The organism is Streptomyces sp. NPDC060194, assembly GCF_042728285.1.
Taxonomy (GTDB): Bacteria; Actinomycetota; Actinomycetes; order Streptomycetales; family Streptomycetaceae; genus Streptomyces.
In genome coordinates this window covers 1-19,745 of record NZ_JBHWZH010000112.1, presented here as the reverse complement: position 1 = coordinate 19,745, position 19,745 = coordinate 1, and the positions used below count along the sequence as shown (strand labels likewise).

The 19,745-nt window shown below is 74.2% G+C and carries 17 protein-coding genes and 1 pseudogene; 13 read left to right on the top strand and 5 right to left on the bottom strand.

Annotation, left to right across the window (positions count from 1 at the left end; all coding sequences use genetic code 11):
- A partial coding sequence (locus tag ACFWEG_RS21905) for a pep a2 (protein ID WP_387217720.1) occupies positions 1-535 on the bottom strand: 535 nt, incomplete at its 3' end.
- Between the two features lie 317 nt (positions 536-852).
- Between ACFWEG_RS21905 and ACFWEG_RS21900 the strand changes: the two genes are divergently transcribed.
- From ACFWEG_RS21900 to ACFWEG_RS21870, 7 genes are all read left to right on the top strand, one after another.
- Entirely contained in the window at positions 853-1,110 is a 258-nt protein-coding gene (locus ACFWEG_RS21900; protein WP_387217722.1) for a DUF5133 domain-containing protein, read from the top strand.
- Between the two features lie 23 nt (positions 1,111-1,133).
- On the top strand, positions 1,134-3,128 hold the full coding sequence (locus tag ACFWEG_RS21895) for an alpha-1,4-glucan--maltose-1-phosphate maltosyltransferase (protein WP_387217717.1): 1,995 nt from the start codon (positions 1,134-1,136) through the stop codon (positions 3,126-3,128).
- Between the two features lie 34 nt (positions 3,129-3,162).
- The gene (locus tag ACFWEG_RS21890; RefSeq protein ID WP_387217714.1) at positions 3,163-4,542 is read left to right on the top strand and encodes a maltokinase; all 1,380 of its coding nucleotides are present in this window, start codon (positions 3,163-3,165) and stop codon (positions 4,540-4,542) included.
- A 131-nt stretch (positions 4,543-4,673) separates the two neighbouring features.
- Complete coding sequence (gene glgB, locus ACFWEG_RS21885; RefSeq protein ID WP_387217712.1) at positions 4,674-7,187, top strand: 1,4-alpha-glucan branching protein GlgB; 2,514 nt, start codon at positions 4,674-4,676, stop codon at positions 7,185-7,187.
- Between the two features lie 201 nt (positions 7,188-7,388).
- Positions 7,389-7,634: an acyl carrier protein gene (locus tag ACFWEG_RS21880; protein ID WP_387217709.1), complete on the top strand. Its 246-nt coding sequence runs from the start codon at positions 7,389-7,391 to the stop codon at positions 7,632-7,634.
- Positions 7,631-8,878: a beta-ketoacyl-[acyl-carrier-protein] synthase family protein gene (locus ACFWEG_RS21875; protein ID WP_387217707.1), complete on the top strand. Its 1,248-nt coding sequence runs from the start codon at positions 7,631-7,633 to the stop codon at positions 8,876-8,878. The genes ACFWEG_RS21880 and ACFWEG_RS21875 overlap by 4 nt, the downstream gene beginning before the upstream one ends.
- A complete protein-coding gene (locus tag ACFWEG_RS21870) occupies positions 8,875-9,771 on the top strand; it encodes an alpha/beta fold hydrolase (protein WP_387217705.1) in 897 nt (298 codons plus the stop codon). Before ACFWEG_RS21875 ends, ACFWEG_RS21870 begins: the two co-directional genes overlap by 4 nt.
- Here ACFWEG_RS21870 and ACFWEG_RS21865 read toward each other — a convergent pair.
- The gene (locus tag ACFWEG_RS21865) at positions 9,761-10,801 is read right to left on the bottom strand and encodes a hypothetical protein (RefSeq protein WP_387217703.1); all 1,041 of its coding nucleotides are present in this window, start codon (positions 10,799-10,801) and stop codon (positions 9,761-9,763) included. The genes ACFWEG_RS21870 and ACFWEG_RS21865 overlap by 11 nt on opposite strands.
- 120 nt (positions 10,802-10,921) lie before the next feature.
- Between ACFWEG_RS21865 and ACFWEG_RS21860 the strand changes: the two genes are divergently transcribed.
- Complete coding sequence (locus ACFWEG_RS21860; protein WP_387217701.1) at positions 10,922-11,392, top strand: SRPBCC family protein; 471 nt, start codon at positions 10,922-10,924, stop codon at positions 11,390-11,392.
- A gap of 178 nt (positions 11,393-11,570) precedes the next feature.
- Positions 11,571-11,618: pseudogene (locus ACFWEG_RS21855) on the top strand (hypothetical protein); the annotation flags it as partial.
- 99 nt (positions 11,619-11,717) lie between these two features.
- Here ACFWEG_RS21855 and ACFWEG_RS21850 read toward each other — a convergent pair.
- Together ACFWEG_RS21850 and ACFWEG_RS21845 are read right to left on the bottom strand one after the other, a co-directional pair.
- A complete protein-coding gene (locus tag ACFWEG_RS21850) occupies positions 11,718-12,488 on the bottom strand; it encodes a GNAT family N-acetyltransferase (RefSeq protein ID WP_387217699.1) in 771 nt (256 codons plus the stop codon).
- Positions 12,489-12,621: 133 nt separating this feature from the next.
- On the bottom strand, positions 12,622-12,798 hold the full coding sequence (locus tag ACFWEG_RS21845) for a hypothetical protein (protein ID WP_387217696.1): 177 nt from the start codon (positions 12,796-12,798) through the stop codon (positions 12,622-12,624).
- Between the two features lie 139 nt (positions 12,799-12,937).
- Between ACFWEG_RS21845 and ACFWEG_RS21840 the strand changes: the two genes are divergently transcribed.
- The gene (locus ACFWEG_RS21840; RefSeq protein WP_387217693.1) at positions 12,938-13,324 is read left to right on the top strand and encodes a YrdB family protein; all 387 of its coding nucleotides are present in this window, start codon (positions 12,938-12,940) and stop codon (positions 13,322-13,324) included.
- A 27-nt stretch (positions 13,325-13,351) separates the two neighbouring features.
- Here ACFWEG_RS21840 and ACFWEG_RS21835 read toward each other — a convergent pair whose 3' ends face one another.
- Positions 13,352-14,398 (bottom strand): LacI family DNA-binding transcriptional regulator, encoded by a 1,047-nt coding sequence (locus ACFWEG_RS21835; protein ID WP_387217690.1) that lies wholly within the window; start codon positions 14,396-14,398, stop codon positions 13,352-13,354.
- Positions 14,399-14,722: 324 nt separating this feature from the next.
- On the opposite strand from ACFWEG_RS21835, the gene ACFWEG_RS21830 reads away from it, so the two are divergent.
- The 3 genes from ACFWEG_RS21830 to ACFWEG_RS21820 all read left to right on the top strand — a co-directional run bounded on the left by ACFWEG_RS21830 (position 14,723) and on the right by ACFWEG_RS21820 (position 19,713).
- Entirely contained in the window at positions 14,723-16,081 is a 1,359-nt protein-coding gene (locus ACFWEG_RS21830) for a glycoside hydrolase family 6 protein (RefSeq protein WP_387217687.1), read from the top strand.
- Positions 16,082-16,375: 294 nt separating this feature from the next.
- Entirely contained in the window at positions 16,376-17,134 is a 759-nt protein-coding gene (locus ACFWEG_RS21825) for an ATP/GTP-binding protein (protein WP_387217685.1), read from the top strand.
- 440 nt (positions 17,135-17,574) lie between these two features.
- On the top strand, positions 17,575-19,713 hold the full coding sequence (locus tag ACFWEG_RS21820; RefSeq protein ID WP_387217683.1) for a hypothetical protein: 2,139 nt from the start codon (positions 17,575-17,577) through the stop codon (positions 19,711-19,713).
- Positions 19,714-19,745: the final 32 nt, after the last annotated feature.

Sequence of the window (19,745 nt, the reverse complement as noted above, 5' to 3'; positions counted from 1 at the left end):
GCGCGGCCTCGGCCGCGGGCGGCTCCGCGACGAGCAGCGCCGCCGCGTCGTCGAGGCGCGAGCCGACGAGAGCGGGCGCCCGCGGCGTACGCGGCACGTCGAGGCTCTCGTCGGCGTCCGGCACCGGCGCCACGGCGACCAGCGGGGCGCGTTCGGCGGCGCGGTCGCGGCGGGAGAACCAGATGATCTTCCCGCCGTCGGCCGTCGCGCAGCCGCCCCAGCCGTCGCTGTGCGCGGCGATCTGCGCCAGGCAACCGGACGGCTCGTAGTGCGGCATCGGCAGGTCGCGCTCGCGGTACGAGACGGCCGTGATGAGGTGGTGGCCGTTCCACCACGTCTCGATGACGACGCTCTTGTCCTTCGCGTGCTCGTCGATCGTGTGCAGCAGCACCTCGACGCAGTGGCACACGGACCCGGCCAGATGACCGAGCTTCCAGTACCGGAGGTGGGCGGTCAGGATGCGCCTGACCTGCCCGACGCGCTCCGGGGTCACCTCGACGTCGAGGTGGTAGTAGCGGGGCACTGCGGATCTCATCGCTTCGGCTCCTCACCGGCGGTACCCACGCCTCCCCGGCCCTGGCGGGCCGGACCCCGTCACGAAGCGTGAGCGTCGATCGCTCGACAGTCACTCCTCAGGGTGGGAGCACTCCGCCGGACGTGCAACCCGAGCGCTCCGGCGGGTGACCGACGGCGGTCGGGGGCGGCGTCCTCCGACAGGACGACCGGGCCGGACCCGTGCAGGATGGAGGAAGGCGCGACACACCGTCACTGGTCGCTGCCTCCCCGTGTCCGGCCCTCCGCGCCATCAGGCTGCCCCGTGCACGGTCCACGAGCGGAAAGGTGACCAGCGCCATGCTGCTGCCCGCCAAACCCGAGGTCATGAGCCGTCTGGAGCGCTACCGGACGTGGGAGCGCACCCTGCTGGTCGCGCCCTGCGACCGCGCGGTGCGCGGCAACTTCGAGGACGCCGGAATCGGCTTGCGCACCCTGATGGGCAAGCGCTGCGCCCGCGAGGCGGCCGACGCCGCCGAGCGCTACCTGCGTCCCCCCGCCATCACCCGCCGGCACACCCCCTCGCCGTCGCTGGCCTACGTCAGGCCGGGCTCGTGACCGCGCGGACGGCCGGACCTCGGGTGACGGGCCGCCCGTTCTCGGGGCGGGTCCCCGTCGTGGACGTCGCGCCGGCCGTCGACTGCGGCCGGCGGCCCGCCAAGGCCGTGGTGGGGGAGACCTTCCAGGTCTCCGCCACCCTCTTCGGCGAGGGCCACGACGCGGTCGCCGCCAACGTGCTGCTCACCGACCCCGAGGGCCACCCGGGCCCCTGGACGCCGATGCGCGAACTCGACCCCGGCAGCGACCGGTGGAGCGCGGACGTCACCCCGGACGCGCCCGGCGACTGGACGTACACGGTCGAGGCGTGGAGCGACCCGGTCACGGCCTGGCGACGCGCCGCCGCCGTCAAGATCCCGGCGGACATCGACACCGCGCTCGTGCTCGAGGAGGGCGCCGACCTCCTCGACCGGGCCGCCGCACGCGTGCCCGAGGGATCCGGCCGCCGGGCCGTCCTCTACGCGGCCGAGGCGCTGCGCGACGACTCCCGCCCGCCGGCCGACCGGCTCGCCGCCGCGCTCACCGACCCCGTCGACGCCGCCCTCGCCGCCCACCCGCTGCGCGAACGGCTCTCCCGCTCCGCCCCGATGCCGCTGCTCGTCGAGCGCGAACGGGCCCTTTACGGGGCCTGGTACGAGCTGTTCCCGCGCTCCGAGGGGGCCGTCGTCCGCGACGGCGAGGCACCCGTCAGCGGCACCTTCCGGACCGCTGAGCAGCGGCTTCCCGCCGTCGCCGCGATGGGCTTCGACGTGCTCTACCTCCCGCCGATCCACCCCATCGGGACCACCTTCCGCAAGGGCCCGGACAACACCCTCTCCGCGAGCCCCCTGGACGTCGGCGCCCCCTGGGCGATCGGCTCCCCCGAGGGCGGCCACGACGCGGTCCACCCCGACCTCGGCACCCTGGAGGACTTCGACCACTTCGTGGCCGCCGCCCGGGCCGTGGGCCTGGAGATCGCCCTCGACCTTGCGCTCCAGTGCTCCCCGGACCACCCGTGGGTGGAGAAGCACCCCGAGTGGTTCCGGCACCGCACCGACGGCACCATCGCCTACGCCGAGAACCCGCCGAAGAAATACCAGGACATCTTCCCCCTGGACTTCGACACCGACCTGCCGGGCCTCGTCGACGAGACGGTCCGCATCGTGCGGTTCTGGTCGGACCGCGGGGTGCGGATCTTCCGCGTCGACAACCCGCACACCAAGCCCGTCGTGTTCTGGGAGCGGGTGATCGGCGAGGTCAACCGCACCGACCCCGACATCGTGTTCCTCGCCGAGGCGTTCACCCGCCCCGCGGCGATGAGGGCGCTGGCCCGGGGCGGGTTCCAGCAGTCCTACACGTACTTCACGTGGCGCAACACCAAGGCGGAGCTGACGGAGTACCTCACCGAGCTGTGCGAGGAGACCGGCGCCTACCTGCGGCCCAACTTCTTCGTCAACACCCCCGACATCCTCCCCGAGTACCTCCAGCACGGCGGCCGCCCCGCCTTCGCGGCGCGCGCCGTCCTGGCCGCCACCCTCTCCCCGTCCTGGGGCGTCTACGCCGGCTACGAGCTGTACGAGAACACCCCGCTGCGCGCGGGCGGCGAGGAGTACCTGCACTCGGAGAAGTACGAACTGCGCCCGCGCGACTGGGCGGCCGCCGATCGCGAGGGCCGCACGCTGGCCCCGCTGATCACCGCCCTGAACGCCTTCCGGCGCGACCACCCGGCCCTCCACCAGCTGCGGAACCTGCACTTCCACCGCGTCGACAACGAGCAGCTGATCGCCTACAGCAAGCGCTCCGGCGCCGACACCGTGCTGGTCGTCGTCAACCTCGACCCGCACCGCGCACAGGAGGGAACCGTCCACCTGGACCTCACACATCTCGGTGTCGGCGCAGACGAATCCGTGTCGGTGCGTGACGAGCTCACCGGAGCGACGTACGACTGGGGCAGCGCCAACTACGTACGCCTCGAACCGGACAGTGCCCCCGCTCACCTTTTCGCCGTGCTGCGGGATCAGTCCTCGCCGACCGCGTGATGTCACCCGTCAGCCGTCGAAAGGACGTGTCGCCATGCCGAAGACCGCATCCCTCCGTCCGGCAAGCCCCAGCCTTCCCGCCCTGCTGACCTCGCTCTCCGGACTGCTCCACGACTGGCTGCCCCGGCAGCGGTGGTTCGCGGGCAAGGGCCGGGAGGTGACCGGGCTGACGATCCTGTCCAGCACCGAACTCCACCCCGGCTGCCTGCACCTGATCGTCTGCACCGAGCACGCGCCGGCCGACGGCGGCGACCGGCCGGGCGACGCCCCGGCCGACGACTGCTACCAACTCCTCATCGGCGCGCGGGAGGAGCTGCCCGACGAGCTCGCCCCCGCCCGGATCGGCAGAGCCGCCCTCGGCCCGCTCGCCGGCCTGGAGATCTACGACGCGCTGCGGGACCCGGAGTCCGCCGGCGCCCTCCTGGACCGGCTGCGCACCGGCGGTACCCTCGGCCCGCTCCGCTTCGAACGCTCCGCTACCGCGATCCCCGAGGGCCTCGTCCCGCGGGTGCTCGACGCCGAGCAGTCCAACACCTCCCTGGTGTACGGCGACGCGTTCATCCTGAAGGTGCTCCGCCGCGTCCAGCCGGGCGTCAACCCCGACCTGGAGGTGCCCTGGGCGCTCGCCCGCCAGGGCTGCACCCGGGTGCCCGCCCCGGCCGCCTGGCTCCGGACGTCCGAACCGTCGAACGCCACCCTCGGCGTGCTGCAGCCCTTCCTGCGGGACGCCGCCGACGGCTGGACGCTGGCCCTCGCCTCGCTGGAGCCCCGCCGGGGCCCGGGCACCGACTTCTCCGCCGAGGCGTACGAACTGGGCCGGGCCACCGCCGAGGTGCACGTCGCCCTCGCCCAGGCGTTCCCCCGCGCGACGCCCCCCGCCCGCCGGGACGGCGGGACCGCGGCCGGCATGCGGGAGCGGCTCGCGGCCACCGCCCGCGCCGTCCCCGAACTGCGGCCCTTCGTCCCCGGCCTGCGCGACGCCTTCGACGCGCTCGAAGGCCTGGAGGGGCGCCGCCCCGACCAGCGCGTCCACGGCGACCTGCACCTCGGGCAGGTGCTGCGGACCGGGCACCGCTGGTACGTCATCGACTTCGAGGGCGAACCGGCCCGCCCGCTCGCCGAGCGCCGCCGCGTCCAGTCCCCCCTGCGCGACGTCGCCGGCATGCTCCGCTCGTTCGACTACGCCGCCCGCACCAGCCGCCCCTGGCACCCCGAATGGGCCGACGCCCGCCGCGCGGACTTCTGCGCCGGCTACGCGGCCGCGGCCGGCTGGGACCCGCGCGACGAACCGGAGCTGCTGCGGGCCTACGAGACCGACCGGGCCGTCTACGAACTCCTCTACGAGGCCCGGCACCGCCCCGACTGGCTGCCGGTGCCGATGGCGGCGATCGAACGGCTGGCCCGTGAGCGCTGACGGCCGCCTCGCGGCGGACCCGGCGGGCCGGGCCGCCGGGGTCCTCGCGTCCATATCCCGGGGGCCCGCTCGCTCCGGCACCCGGGCCCCGGCCCCGCACCCCGTCCCTGTACCGATTGGAGGCTGAACCCGTGGCACCCCGCGACATCACCGTTTCAGAGCCGTCCCTTCCGCTCACCGAGCTCACGCCGGACCCGGAGGAGGCCCGTCCCACCGGCACCGGGGCGAAGAAGAGCCGCGCCAGGACCGGCACCGCGGCCGGCGCGAAGCCCGCGACGAAGGCCGCCGGGAAGCCGGCGACGAAGTCCGCCGCCAAGCCCGCGGCCGCCAAGGGCGCGAAGGCCGCGCGGACGGCGAAGGCGGCGAGGCCCGCAGCGGAGACCCTCCCGGCGGAGGCCGCCGTCCGGCCCGAGGCCGCCGTCCGGCCCGAGGCCGCCGTCCGCGCCGAGGCCGCGCCGACCGAGCCGCTCCAGCCGACCGCTCCCCTGGACCCCGCCGACCGCGCGCGGCTCCTGGCCGGCGCCCACCACGACCCGCACGCCCTGCTCGGCGCGCACCCCGTCCCCGACGGCATCGCCTTCCGGGCGCTGCGCCCCTTCGCCGAGTCCGTCGCCGTCCTCATCGACGGCGACCGCACCGACCTCGTCTCCGAGGGCGACGGCCTGTTCTCCGCCGTCCTGCCGCTCGACGCGATCCCCGCCTACACCCTCCTGGTCGGCTACGAGGGCCACGAGCGCGAGGTCCACGACGCCTACCGGCTGTCGCCCGCCCTCGGCGAGCTCGACCTGCACCTCATCGGCGAGGGCCGGCACGAGCAGCTGTGGAAGGCGCTCGGCGCCGTCCCCATGACCCACGAGGGCGTCACCGGCACCCGCTTCACCGTGTGGGCGCCCAACGCCCTCGGCGTCAGGGTCACCGGCGACTTCTGCCACTGGGACGGCACCGCCCAGCCGATGCGCTCCCTCGGCTCCACCGGTGTGTGGGAGCTGTTCCTGCCGGAGATCGGCGACGGCGCGCTCTACAAGTTCGACATCGCCTGCCGCGACGGCTCCCACACCCTCAAGGTCGACCCGATGGCCCGCCGCACCGAGGCGCCCCCGGCCACCTCGTCGGTCGTCACCGAGTCCTCCTACGCGTGGGACGACGCCGAGTGGATGGCCCGGCGCGGAGACGTACCGGTCCACCAGGCCCCGATGTCGGTGTACGAGGTCCACCTGCCGTCCTGGCGGCCGGGCCTCGGCTACCGCGAGCTCGCCACCGCGCTCACCGCCTACGTCAAGGACCTCGGCTTCACGCACGTGGAGTTCATGCCCGTCGCCGAGCACCCCTTCGGCGGCTCCTGGGGCTACCAGGTCACCGGCTTCTACGCCCCGACCGCCCGCCTTGGCACCCCGGACGACTTCCGGTACCTCGTCGACTCTCTGCACCGGGCCGGCATCGGCGTCATCGTCGACTGGGTGCCCGCGCACTTCCCCAAGGACGACTGGGCGCTCGCCCGCTTCGACGGCGAGCCGCTCTACGAGCCCGGGGACGCCCGCCGCGCCGAGCACCCCGACTGGGGCACCCTGGTCTTCGACCACGGCCGTACCGAGGTCCGCAACTTCCTCGTCGCCAACGCCGTGTACTGGTGCGAGGAGTTCCACATCGACGGGCTGCGCGTCGACGCCGTCGCCTCGATGCTCTACCTCGACTACTCCCGCGAGAACGGCGACTGGGTCCCCAACCAGTACGGCGGGCGGGAGAACCTCGACGCGATGGCCTTCCTCCAGGAGACCAACGCGACCCTCTACCGCCGCTGCCCCGGCGTCGTCACCCTCGCCGAGGAGTCCACCGCCTGGGGCGGCGTGACCCAGCAGACGCAGTACGGCGGGCTCGGCTTCGGCCTGAAGTGGAACATGGGCTGGTCCCACGACTCGCTCCAGTACATCGCCAAGGAGCCGATCCACCGCAAGTACCACCACAACGAGATGACGTTCTCGATGGTGTACGCCTACAGCGAGAACTACCTGCTGCCGCTGTCCCACGACGAGGTCGTGCACGGCAAGCAGTCGCTGGTGTCGAAGATGCCCGGCGACTGGTGGCAGCGCAGGGCCAACGCCCGCGCCTACCTCGGCTTCATGTGGTCCCACCCCGGCAAGCAACTCCTGTTCATGGGGCAGGAGTTCGCGCAGGGCGCCGAGTGGTCCGAGGCCCACGGCCTCGACTGGCACCTCCTCGACCCGGAGTACGGCGCCGAGGACGACCACCGCGGGGTCCTCGACCTCGTGCGCGAGCTCAACACGCAGTACGCCGGCACCCCGGCGCTGTGGGAGCGCGACACCGAGCCGGCGGGCTTCTCCTGGATCACCTCCGACGCCGGCGAGGACAACGTCCTCGCCTACCTCCGGCACGCCGCCGACGGCAGCCCGCTGCTCGCCGTCGCGCACTTCTCGCCGGCCGTCCGCGCCGACTACCGGCTCGGACTGCCCGACGGGTACACCCGCTGGGTCGAGGTGCTCAACACCGACGAGCTCCGCTACGGCGGCAGCGACGTCCGCAACCCCGGTGTCCTGGAGGCAAGTTCGGAGCCCAGCCACGGCCGCTCCCACTCGCTGACGCTCACCCTGCCGCCGCTGGCCACGGTGTGGCTGCGCCCGGAGCGCTGAGCCCCTGGTGAACCCCCGCCGATGACGCCCCGTGCCGCCCGCTCCCCGCGACGGGCGGCACGCGGCGCTTCCGGGGCCGTCGCGGCGCGACGGAAATCGCACATCCGCGCTCCGACCCCCGTACGGGGGAACCTGGCGGCCCGGCCCGCGCCCGGTGCCGTAGAAATGTGCCTTCCCGACAATACGGCGGAGGAGCACCGGGTGAGTACGGCAGCGGAAGAGATCAGTGCCTTGCTGGTGAGCAGGTTCGGGGTGGCCCCGGACGCCGTGCGTCCCGAGGCGCCGCTCCACCGGCTGCGGATGGACTCCCTCGCCCTGGAGGAGCTGCGCCTGCTCATCGAGGACCGGCTCGAAGTCGACCTGGAGGACGTCGCGTTGACCTCCCGGGACAGCGTCGGCCAGCTCGTCGCCGCCGTCGAGGCGCAGTGCGGCCGGGCTGCCCGGTGACGGCCGCACGGGCCGCCGAACCCTTCGCCTCGGCCGTCACCGGCCTCGGTCTGGTCACCGCCGCGGGCATCGGCGCCGACGCCACCTGGCAGACGGCGACCCGGTCCGGGGCGACCCCCTCGGTCACCCGGCCCGCCGAACTCGACGGCCTGACCTGCGACTTCATGTACACCGTCGAAGGCTTCGATCCCGTCGCCGAACTCGGCGTGCCCGTCACCCGGATGACCGACCGGTTCGCCCAACTCGCCGTCGTCGCGGCCCGCGAGGCCGTCCGGGACGCCGGACTCGACCCCGCCGTCTGGGACAGCCGGCGGGTCGCCGTCGTCATCGGCTCCGCGCACGGCGGACTGCCGTACTACGACGAGCAGCACACCGTACTCATGGAGCGCGGCGCCCGCCGCGTCTCGCCCAAACTGGCCCCGCTCACCACCGTCAACAGCGCGGCCAGCAGTGTGTCCATGGACCTCGGGACGCACGGCCCCAGCCAGGCCGTGTCCACCGCGTGCAGCTCGGGCACGGTCGCGATCGGGACCGCGCACCAGCTGCTGCGCGTGGGCGCGGCGGACATCGTCATCGCCGGCGGTGCGGAATCGGTTCGCTCCCGCCTCCTGATCGCCAGCGCCTGCAGCCTGAAGGCGGTCTCCACCCGCCGCGACGACATCACCGGCGCCTGCCGCCCCTTCGACGCCGAGCGCGACGGCTTCGTCGTCGGCGAGGGCGCCGGACTCGTCGTCATGGAACGCGCCGACCACGCCCGCGCCCGCGGCGCCCGCGTCCGCGCCGACATCGTCGGCTACGGGGCCTCCAGCGACGCCCACTCCGCCGTCGCGCCCGACCCCGAGGGGCGCGGCGTCGAGCACGCCCTGCGCACGGCCCTCGCCGACGCGGGGGTGAGCGGCGGCGACATCGGCCACGTCAACGCGCACGGCACCTCCACCGTCTCCAACGACCTCACCGAGGCCCGCGTGCTCCACCGGGTGCTCGGCGACCGGGCCCTGGTCACCTCCACCAAGGCGATGACGGGGCACGCGCTCGGCGCGGCCGGCGGCATCGAGACGGCGCTGACCGTGCTCGCCCTCCAGCACCAGCTCGTCCCGCCGACGGCCAACCTCACCGTGCCGGACCCGGAGATCCCGATCGGGATCGTCGCCAAGCACGCGCAGCAGGGCTTCTTCGAGCACGCCGTCAACACCTCGCTCGGCTTCGGCGGACACAACGCCGCGCTCGTGCTGCGCCGCGCATGAGCAGCGCCCCGGCGCTGGAGGCGCCCCCGCTGCGCGAGACCGTCCGACCGCTGTCGGTGGAGGGCGTCGGCTACTCCTACCGGCTGCTGCGGCAGCCCGACCCCGTCACCGAGCCGGTCGTCGTCCTCGGCGGCGCGCTCCAGGGCATGCACGGCTGGCCCGTCATGGACGAGACGCTCGGACCGCTGGCGAGCGTCGTCACCGCGGACCTGCCCGGCATGGGCAGCGCGGACCCGCTGCCCGACGGCCCCGGCGTCGACCTCCTGGCCCGCGCGCTCGCCGCGATCGTCGACGACCTCGGCGCGCCCCGCGTGAACCTCTTCGGCTTCTCCTACGGCACCGCCGTCGCCTTCGCGCTCGCCCGCCGGCACCCCGGGCGGATCGCCCGCCTGATGCTCGGCGGCGTCCCCTGCCGCATCGACGCCGACGGGCGGGCCCGCTGGCAGCGCGCCTTCGACCGGCTGACGGCGGGGGACCGGACCGGGTTCGCCGCGCTCGCCGCCGACAGCCTGATGTGCCTCGACCCGCAGCGCCACGTCCACCGGCGCGAACTCGCCCGCCGCTACGTCCGCCGGTCCTTCCTGCACGCCCTGGACTCCCCGCACGCGGCGCAGTCCCTGCGCCGGGCCACCGAGGAGCGCCCGGACTTCGCCGGCGGCATCGAAGGCGTCACCACCCTCGTCTTCACCGGCGAGCACGACACCGTCACCACCCCCCGCGACCAGCGGGCCTTCGCGGACACGATCGAGGGCAGCCGGTTCGCCACGATCGACGACTCCGACCACTGGGTCGTCCTGGAACGCCCGGACGCTGTCGCCGAGTTGGCAGCCGACTTCTTCACCGACCGGCTCCCGGCCGCCCGCCTCGGCCCGCAGGCCACGGCTACCCGCTGACGTCCGGGTTGCGGGCGAGGACGTCCTCGGCAGCCGTCCACAGGCGGGGCAGGAAGCTCACGACCTCCTCGGTGCGGCCGACCATGTCCTCCCCGGACGCGATCCCCAGGTCGGCCACCGCCGCCCGGAACGCCGGCTCGCGCACGCGGTGCAGTTCGGGCGCGTCGGCGGCGAGGATCGTGTGGCAGCGGGCGAAGGTGGCGACGATCCAGAACATTGCCTCGCGGTGGTCACCGCGCTCGATCAGGTCGCGGCTGCCGTCGATCGCGATCGGTCGCGCGCCCGGGGTGATGTCGCTGCTGAAGAAGAACGGCGTCACGGCGGCCCGGGCCGTCAGATCGAAGGTCGCCTCCAGCTCCGCCAGGTGGTGGCGGACGCGGTCGGCGGGCAGGTCCCGGCAGCCGAGCAGGGCGAGCAGCTCCGGGTACAGGTCGAGGTGGCCGTAGGCGGCGAGGACCTCGCGGGCGGCGGGGTAGCGCAGCCGGACGGTCGGGTTGCGCAGGGCGGCCACCAGCAGGACGTGGGTGGTGACGCCGGTGGGGAAGAGCCACCCCGTCACCTGCTCGTGGAAGGGCGCCGACATGTCGAGCGCCGCCAGCCGGCTCTCGATCCGGAGCCGGGCGTCCAGGCAGCGCCGCCGCACCCACCTGCGGTCCGCGAAGCCGGCGGCGACGCGCGCCTGGAGCGTGCGGAGCCGGCCCGTCGGGTCGTCGATCACCGTGTCCGTGCGGAAGCCGCCGGCGAGGTGGTAGGACCCCAGGACGTGCTCGGCCGAGGCCAGCTCCGACCACGGGACGAGGCTGACCTCGAGGAGCACGCCCTCGTGGCGGAGCTTGCCCGGCTTCAGGGGCGGGTCGTCGGTGGCGGTGACGAGCATGACGTCGACGTCGGAGGAGGCCGGCAGCGGGGCGCCGTCGGGCCGCCCGACCGTCGAGCCGCTGAAGTACGCCCCCCGGTAGCCCGGATCCGCACGGGCACGGCGGGCCACCCAGTCGGCTGCGGCGGCCCGGGCCGCTCCCACGGTCGTCATCTGCGCATCCCCCCTGGCACGGAAGGGGCCATCCTCGCAGCCCCGGGTGCTCGGGGCCCGGCGTGCGGGGGCCGGGCGGGGGTAGGCGGTCGGGCGAAACCGTCAACGAAGGAGCTGTGCATGTCGTCCTCACTGGTGGAAACCGTCGACATCGAGGCCCCGGTCGCCGTCGCGTGGGAGCTGTGGAGCGACGTCACGCGGTGGCCGCGGTTCCTCAGCCACGTCAGCATCGTCGAGCCGCTCGGCGACCGGCTGTTCGCCTGGAAGCTCTCGCTGCCCGGTGCGGAGAAGAACTTCGTCGCGGAGCTGACCGAGGTGGTCGAGGAGGACCGGATCGCCTGGCGCACCACCGAGGGCGTGCACCACGCCGGGGTCGTCACCTTCCACCGGCTGAGCGCGACGACGAGCCGGGTCACCCTGCAGATCGAGTACGACCCCCACGGCTTCGTCGAGCGCCTGGGCGCGCTCACCAACCTCGACTCCGTGCTGGCCAACTACGACCTCGGCGAGTTCCAGAAGCTGGCCGAGCTGCGCGCGGCGGCGCTGGCGGGCGAGGACGTGGGGCCGGTGGAGACGATCGAGGGCGCGTAGTCTCCGCGGGCCGTCACTCCGCGCGGATCGCGCCCATCGCGACGGTGGCCTCGAACAGGGCCCGAGCGCGCTGTGACGTTCTCGGCCCGGCGCGCCGGCCAGGACCGCGGCCCGCCGCCCCCGCCGCAGCTGCGGCACCAGCGTCCGCGACGACGCCGACCCCGGCGCACCCGACCTCCTCGCCGTCCACCCCGTCCACGGCCCGGCCGCCTGGCTCGCCGTGGTCGACCCCGGCCCGCGCACGGAGCCGGCGCTGCGTCGGCTCCTGCCGGAGGCCACCGCTCGGCGCGCCTCCGTGCTGAGCGCCGGTCGCAGCTCTGAGGGCTCAGGCCGCCGTGGCGTCACCGCCCGGCGCCTGGACGACGGCGAACAGCGGGCGGCGGCGGAGGGTGAAGCCGAGGGCGAGGTAGAGGCGGATCGCCGGCTCGTTACGGGCGGCCGCATGCAGGAAGGGCATCTCGCCGCGGTCGCGGACGCCCTGGGCGACGTGCCGGACGAGCCGGGCGGCCAGCCCCTCGCCGCGGTGGTCCGGGTCGGTGCAGACGGCGCTCAGCTCGGTGTGCCCCGGCAGGCTCAGCCGCTCGCCGGCCATCGCGACCAGCCGGCCGCCCCGGCGCAGGCCCCAGTACGCGCCCATCTCGATCGTGCGGGGGAGGAAGGGGCCGGGCTGGGTCCGGCGGACCAGGTCCAGCATCTCGGGCACGTCGTCGGGGGTCAGCCGGACGGCCTCCGGGTCGGCCGCCGAGTCCAGGCCGTCCGCGACGAGCTGGACGCCCGGGAGGTTCTCCACGAACCGCCAGCCGTCCGGGACGAGGGCCGCGTCGGTGAACCCGGTGAGGACGGCCTGCCCACCGAGCCCGACCAGCCGCGCCAGGTCGGCCCAGGACCGGGGGTCCGCCGGGTCGGCGACGGCGGCGAACGGGGAGACGTCCGCGGCGTAGCGCGCGGCCGCCCCGGCGTGCTCGCCCAGGTGCCGGTGCGCGCCGCTGAGGGCGGCCCAGGCCGGGTTGTCCAGCGGAGGCGCCTCGCCCCGTGCGGCGTCCCCGGTGGTGGGCGGCGCGGCGGGGAAGTGCGCGTTGCGGACGTCGGTCGTCATGTCTGTCCCATCGGTGTGCTGTGCTGTCGGCCGCGGGGGCGTCGGGGCGGTCCGTCCGCCACGATCCCTGCGCGCGGGCGCGGGGTCAAAGCCGTCGCGGAGGTTGTCGTACGGCCTTAACACCGGCGTCACGTCACCGCCGGGCGGGCCGGTGGGCGAACTCCCGCCACAGGGCGGCGCGGTGGGCGGTGTCCACGGGTGACGGGGTGCTGTCCGGGGTGTCCCAGACGTGGGCCGGGCCCGCGGCGTCGGACAGCGGCGGCCGGCCGGGATCGCCGGCGGCCGCGGAACGGACCCAGGCGTCCGTCATCCGACGCGCGAGGTCGCGGTCCTGCGCGGTGGGCGGGCCGCCGAGGACGGCAACCCTCGACGTCCACTTGAGGCAAGTGCTTTCCGCGCCCTTCTGGTCTACTGACTCTCCCCGAGTGCGTGATCAAGGACGGCGACCGATGAGACTGGCAGGACCACTCCATGCGATCAACGAGGGCCTCGCCTTCGTCCTCGAACTGATCGCCTTCGCCGCGCTCGCCCGGTGGGGCTGGGCGAGCGTCGACGCCACGGCGCTCGCGCTGCTGCTCGCCGTCGCCGCCCCCGGCGCGGCGATCGTCCTCTGGGGCGCCTTCGCCGCGCCCCGGGCGCGCGTACCGCTGCCCCTGGCGGGAGTCCTGGCGGTCAAGGCCGTGGTGTTCGGAGCCGCGGCCCTCGCTCTGCTCGCCGTCGGCCGTCCCGCCTGGGCGCTCGGGTTCGCGGTGGTCGTGACGGTCAACACCCTGCTCGCGACACTCGACCGCACGGCACGACCGGAGCTCCCGGGGCGGGTCGCGCGCGGGTCGTGAGCGCCGCTTCGGGGTGGCGACCCGCGGTCAGGGCCTCGGGGCGGCGGCGTCCGCGCGGGACCGGGTCGAGGCGCGCTGGACCAGGTGCGTCGGCAGGATCAGCGGGCTCGGCTCCTCGCCGCCGATGAGCGCGGTGAGCATGCGGGCCATCTCGCCGCCGAGCGCCTGGATCGGCTGGTGGACGGTGGTCAGCTGCGGGTCGGTGTGCAGCGCGGTCGACAGGTCGTCGAAGCCGACGACGCTGACGTCGTCGGGCACCGACCGGCCGTACGCCTTCAGCCCGCGCATCGCGCCCGCGGCCATGTTGTCCGAGCCGGCGACCACCGCGTCCAGGTCCGGGTACGCGGCCAGCAGCCGGGCCGCCGCCTCCGCGCCGCTGCGCTCGCTGAAGTCGCCGTGGTCGACCCGGCTCGGGTCGAGGCCGGCGACGGCCATCGCGTCCTGGAAGCCGCGGTGCCGGGTGCGGGCCACGTCCGTGTCCAGCGGGCCCGTGATGGTCGCGATCCGCCGGTGGCCGGTGTCGATCAGGTGCTCCGTCGCCAGCCGGGAGCCGCCGCGGTTGTCGGTGTCGACGTAGTGGCGCGGTTCGCCCACCAGCGGGCGGCCGCCGAAGACGACCGGCACCGGGATCTGCTCGGCCAGCCTGGCCAGCGGGTCGTCGCCGTGCAGGTTCATCAGCATGACCCCGTCGGCGCGGCGCGAGCGCAGGACCTGGCGGAGCTTCGACTCGCCCTCGGGCGTGCCGGCGAGGACGAGCGTGAGCGTCAGCTCCGTGCGCTCCAGGGCCGCGCTGACGCCGAAGATGACCCGGGCGAAGAACGCGTCGACGAACACGGCCGGGTCGTTGCTGGAGACGGCCAGGACGACGGTGCCGGCCTGCTGGGTGACAAGACCGCGGGCGGCCAGGTTCGGTACGTACCCCAGCTCCTTGACCGCGCGGCCGACCGCCTCCCGCTTGGCGCGGCTGACGTGCTGGGCGTTGTTGATCGCCCGGGACGCGGCCGAGCGGGACACTCCGGCAAGCCGCGCCACCTCGTCGAGCGTGGGCTGGCGGCCGGACGCCGGTTTCTCCATGGGACGTGCTCGCTTTCACTGGCCGACGGCTCGCGCCCGGAGCCGACCACCCCCCGGAAGCGCTTCCAGTTCGGAAGGTACCCGAGCCGGGCGGGCCGGTGGAAGGGGGCAGGACTTCGCAGTGTCCGCCGAGATTGGGAGCGCTCCCAAGAAGGTGCGGTCCGAGCCATTGACACGCCGCTCGCCGGATCGCCACCATGCTCCCCAAGCCGCCGGACCGGGAACGACCGGGAGCGCTTCCAGCACGGGAGCGCCGCATCGTCCCGGTCCGGACGGGGCCGTGCAGGTTCCGCCCCGTCTCCACTCGATGAGGAGTTCCGCACCATGACAGTCCGCCCCACCAGATCAGGCAGATTCGAGCAGCGATCCGCACCGTCGCGCCTCGCGGCGCTGGCCCTCGCGGGCCTCGTCGTGGCGTCCGCCGCGGTGACGGGGCCGGCGGCGGCCTCCGGGCACGACGGCCGCCCCGGCCAGGACGACCGTCCGGGACACGGGGGCGGAAACGGGGGCGGTCCCGGTGGCGGGCACGGCCCGGGACACGGCGGGAAGCGGATCTACGTCAATCCCGAGAGCAGCACGGTGGAGGCGGCGGCGAAGCTCAAGGGGCAGGCGCGGAAGGACGCGCTGACATTGGCCGCGGTGCCGTCGGCGACCTGGTTCACCAAGGGCACCCCCGCGGAGGTGCGGGCCTCCGCCGCGGATCTGGTGCGGCGGGCCGACCGGGCGGACGCGGTGCCGGTGCTCGTCGCCTACAACATCCCGTTCCGGGACTGCGCGCTGTACTCGCAGGGCGGCGCGGCCGACTCGGCGGCGTACGCGGCGTGGATCAAGGGGCTGGCCCAGGGGATCGGCAACCGGGAGGCGATCGTCGTCCTCGAACCCGACGGGCTCGGTGTCATCCCCTGGTACACGGACATCAACGGCGTACCGGAGAAGTGTCGACCCGCCGACCAGGACCCGGAGACCGCGGCCGACAAGCGCTTCGCGCAACTGCGGAACGCGGTCGACCAGCTCAAGGCGCTGCCGCGCACGTCGGTCTACCTCGACGGGACGGGGAGCAACTGGCTGAGCCCCGGGGACGCGACGCAGCGGCTGCGCAAGGCGAACGTCGCGAAGGCGGACGGGTTCTTCATGAACGTGTCCAACTACGAGGCCGACGATCGGCTGGCGCACTACGCGCACTGGCTGAGCGACTGCCTCGCGCTCGCGGACGCGGGGTACCCCGAGGCGTCGTGCCGCAGCCAGTACTACCCGGCCACGTTCGACGACACGTCCACGTGGACGCTGACGGACGCGGCCTACGACGCGGCCTTCGCCGAGGTGGGGATCGCGCGGGATCCCGCGCGGCAGAAGAAGGCGCTGCTCGACACGAGCCGCAACGGGCTCGGGTCGTGGACGCCGCCGGCGGGGAAGTACGCGGACGCGGAGGTGTGGTGCAATCCGCCGGGGCGGGGGGCCGGGGCGCGGCCTTCCCTCGCGACGGGGGATCCGTATGTCGCGGCGCGGCTGTGGGTGAAGATCCCGGGGGAGTCGGACGGGAAGTGCTACCGGGGGACGGGCGGGCCGTTGGATCCCGAGCGCGGGATGGTCGATCCGGACGCGGGGCACTGGTTCCCCGAGCAGGCGCGGGAGTTGGTGTCGCTGGCCGTGCCCCGGCTCGAACGCGGCCACGGCCGCGACTGACCGTCGCGTAGGGGGACCGGGGCTCCGCACCCGGGCCCCCTTACCGGGGCTTCGCCCCGGTTGGATCGCCCCCCGACCACCCCTTCCCCAAGTCCCTCAGGCGGGCGCCGTTTCGCCTGCCGGCGGATACCGGGCTCCGCCCGGTGGCCTCGAACTTCCCCAAGCTCTCGGCTTCGCTCGAGCAGGGGAGACCCCATCGCCGGGCTGATTTTGGCACCGCCGCCCCCCGCTGTGCCGAGCGCCGCGACCGCACACAGTCCTACAGTTCCGCCCCCCCCCCGCAAGGAGGCCCGCATGAAGGCGCACGCACTGGTCGTGCTGGTCGGCGAGACCGCCGCACTGGCCTCCACCTGGCCGGAGGACGACGTGCTGTCGCCGAGCACCCTGGGCGCCGTCGCGGGGGATCGGGCCGAGGGGTGGGAGATCCTCTGCCGGATCCTGGAGAGCCGGATGGCGCACGGGCTCCCCACGGTGGTGGACGGCGCGGAGCTGGACCGGCGCGCCCGACAGCGGCTGACGGCCGTCGCCGCCCGGCACCGGCGCACCGCCGTGCTGGCGCACACCGGCCCCGCGGACCCCGCCGCGTTCCGCGCGGAGGGGTTCGGGCGGGTGGTGCACGCGCACGAGCTGCGGCGGCTCGAGCCGTTCCTGCGGCGGCTCAGTCGGGCGCGGGAGGACGCGCTGGGGTTGGACGGCCGCGCGGACGAACTGCGCTTGCCGCGGCGGCTGTTCGGCGCGAAGATCCTGCCGCTGTGGCGCTGGACGGGCGCGCGCGGGCGGGACGGGGCCCGGCTCGCGGAGGTGCGGCTGGGGCGGCAGCGGATCGGCCTCGCGGTGCGGGAGCACGTCGTGCGGGACGGGGACGTGGCGGTGGACGTGGAGGTGCCGTGCCCGGTGGACCCGGAGTGCCGGGGCCGGTCCTGGGCGCCGGTGTTCAGCGTCGACTGCCTGCATCGCACGCTGACCGAGGAGCAGGACGGCGCGGACGCGGTGTGCACGCTTCACGGCGCCCTGTCGACGGGCCGCCGGGCGGGGGAGCCCGTCGGGGCATGAACCGGTTGCGGCCGGGCACACCGCGGACGTCCCGGGGACGGCGATTCGGCCAACTCGGGGGACCTCCGCATCCGGCGGTGTGGCCGGAATGACTATGTGGCACACATGTCCACATGTGGTCCATACCTCTGGCGGCAGCCGGTGTGGCGGGAAACCGCTTGCGACGCCCTGACGTGCGCCACCGCTCGCACGGGTCGCGGCCACGGGCCGGAATCGCCTGATTATCAGGGGAGTTGACCGTCAGGTAATGCCTTCGGAGGCATACGCGTTTCCGCCACGTTTCACGTCGCCCCCACGAAACCCTCACCCCGCGCCTCAGTATGTGTCCCGGAACAACGGACCTGGGGGGCGCCGCTGACGCGGTGGCCGCCCTTGGGGGGCACGGGTGGAACCGGACGGGGAGTCCGGTCCGCTCCGTGCGGGGAGAGGACTCACACGGAATGACTCGCAAGATCCGGTCGGCCGCGCTGACCATGACGGCCGGCGCGCTCGTGCTGACGATGGTCGCGCCCGCCCAGGCCGCGCCGCCCGCACCGCGCATCGACCTCAAGATCCTCGTGGTGAGCGACGGCGGCCCCGCCACCGCCGCGATCGCCGCCGAGCTGGACAGCTCGGGGACGCCGTACACGCTCGTCGACCTGACCAAGGCCGGGCGGCCCACCATCGACGCCGCGTTCCTCGCGGACACCGTCGGCGGCCGGCCCCGGGCGAAGTACCAGGCGGTGGTGCTGCCGAACGACGCCCCGTTCGGGGACAACAGCCCGGAGACGGCGGCCCTGACCGCCTACCAGAGCGCCTACGCGATCCCGCAGGTCGACGCCTACACCTACGCGCGCCCCGAGGTCGGACTCGACTACCCCGTCAACGGCGGCTACAGCGGCTCGCTCGACGGGGTCCGGGCGGAGGTGACCGCGGCCGGCAAGGCGGGCCCGTTCGGCTACCTCGACGGGGCCGTCCCCTTCGAGGACAACTCTCCTACCGTGGGCGAGAGTTACGCCTTCATCGCCAAGCCGCTCGCCGGAGCGGACTTCACCTCGTACGTCGAGGCGCCGATCCCCGGCACCGCCGAGAAGGGCACGGTCGTCGGCGAGTTCCGCAAGGACGGCCGCCGCGAGCTGGTCGTCACGTTCGTCTACAACCAGTACCAGCAGCAGTTCCGGCTCCTCGCCCGCGGCATCGTCGACTGGATGACCCAGGGCGTCCATCTCGGCGCCGCGCGGAACTACTTCGCCGTCCACGTCGACGACGTCTTCGCCGCCGACGACCGGTGGGACACCGAGCTGAACTGCACCCCCGGCGACGTCGACTGCCAGCCCGGCACGGGCGAGGTCGACCCCATCCGGATGACGCGCGAGGACGCCCGGTACGCCGCCCAGTGGTCCGCCGACAAGAAGTTCACCCTCGACTTCGCGTACAACGGCGGCGGCAGCGAGACGTACAAGACGCTCAACGGCGGCACCGACCCGCTCGCCCAGCAACTCATCGCCGACCGGGCGAAGTTCCGCTGGATCAACCACACCTACGACCACCCGTTCCTCGGCTGCGTCCAGGACGTCTCCGTGGTGCCGTGGGTCTGCCAGAAGAACACCGACGGCAGCACGCGCTACGTCACCCGCGCCGAGATCAAGGCGCAGATCGGCGACAACCGCGTCTGGGCGGAGAGGGCCAAACTGCCGTTGCAGAAAGACGAGTTGATCACCGGCGAGCACTCGGGGCTCAAGGTCCTGCCGCAGCAGCCGGACGACAACCCCAACCTGGCCGGCGCGCTCACCGACAACGGCATCGCCTGGCTCGGCTCGGACAACTCCCGCGACCGCGACCAGCGCAGGGTCGGGCCCTCGCTGACCGTGCCGCGCTACCCGATGAACGTCTTCTACAACGCCGGCCGCACCGCCGAGCAGGTCGACGAGTACAACTGGATCTACACCCGCAGGTCCGACGGCGGCAGCGGCATCTGCGAGGACTCCGCCACCTCCACCTGCCTCGACGCGCCGCTCGACCTCGCCACCGGGTACGCGGACCACATCGTGCCGCTGGAGAAGCGCATCGCGCTCGGGCACGTGCTCTCGGGCGACCCCCGGCCGCACTTCATCCACCAGTCCAACCTCGCCGAGGACCGGATCGCCTACCCCGTCCTCGACGGCGTCATCGGCGACTACGCGGCCCTGCACGCCGACAACACCCCGCTGGTGAACCTGCGCCAGCGCGACATCGGCATCGAGTTGCGCGACCGGGCCGTGTGGAACACCGCTGTCAAGGCCGGCCGGGTGACCGGCTACCGGATCGACCGGACCGTCACCGTCCAGGCGCCGAACGGTGTGAAGGCGACGGCCACCATGCCGACCGGCACCCGGCAGAACCAGGTCATCGGGACCACGGCGTTCGGGACCGGCTACGCCGGGTCGCTGTCCGGCTGGGTGGCGCCCGGGGCGTTGCAGAGCCAGGTCACGCTGACCGTGCCGACGGCCGCACCGGCCGCCCTCAAGACGGCGAGGCCCGCCCGGGCCAAGGAGGCCGCACCGCGCACGCCGGTCCCGTCCGGCGTCCGCACGTGGATCGAGCCCGGCACCACCCGCTGACGCGGGAGCGCCGCCGGCCGGTCCGCCCGGCC

Bases quoted from the DNA above. Each gene is read 5' to 3' on its own strand.
- ACFWEG_RS21900 (WP_387217722.1), top strand. From the start codon at position 853: ATGCTGCTGCCCGCCAAACCCGAGGTCATGAGCCGTCTGGAGCGCTAC.
- ACFWEG_RS21890 (WP_387217714.1), top strand. From the start codon at position 3,163: ATGCCGAAGACCGCATCCCTCCGTCCGGCAAGCCCCAGCCTTCCCGCC.
- ACFWEG_RS21870 (WP_387217705.1), top strand. From the start codon at position 8,875: ATGAGCAGCGCCCCGGCGCTGGAGGCGCCCCCGCTGCGCGAGACCGTC.
- ACFWEG_RS21865 (WP_387217703.1), bottom strand. From the start codon at position 10,801: ATGACGACCGTGGGAGCGGCCCGGGCCGCCGCAGCCGACTGGGTGGCC.
- ACFWEG_RS21860 (WP_387217701.1), top strand. From the start codon at position 10,922: ATGTCGTCCTCACTGGTGGAAACCGTCGACATCGAGGCCCCGGTCGCC.
- ACFWEG_RS21850 (WP_387217699.1), bottom strand. From the start codon at position 12,488: ATGACGACCGACGTCCGCAACGCGCACTTCCCCGCCGCGCCGCCCACC.
- ACFWEG_RS21845 (WP_387217696.1), bottom strand. From the start codon at position 12,798: ATGACGGACGCCTGGGTCCGTTCCGCGGCCGCCGGCGATCCCGGCCGG.
- ACFWEG_RS21840 (WP_387217693.1), top strand. From the start codon at position 12,938: ATGAGACTGGCAGGACCACTCCATGCGATCAACGAGGGCCTCGCCTTC.
- ACFWEG_RS21835 (WP_387217690.1), bottom strand. From the start codon at position 14,398: ATGGAGAAACCGGCGTCCGGCCGCCAGCCCACGCTCGACGAGGTGGCG.
- ACFWEG_RS21830 (WP_387217687.1), top strand. From the start codon at position 14,723: ATGACAGTCCGCCCCACCAGATCAGGCAGATTCGAGCAGCGATCCGCA.
- ACFWEG_RS21825 (WP_387217685.1), top strand. From the start codon at position 16,376: ATGAAGGCGCACGCACTGGTCGTGCTGGTCGGCGAGACCGCCGCACTG.
- ACFWEG_RS21820 (WP_387217683.1), top strand. From the start codon at position 17,575: ATGACTCGCAAGATCCGGTCGGCCGCGCTGACCATGACGGCCGGCGCG.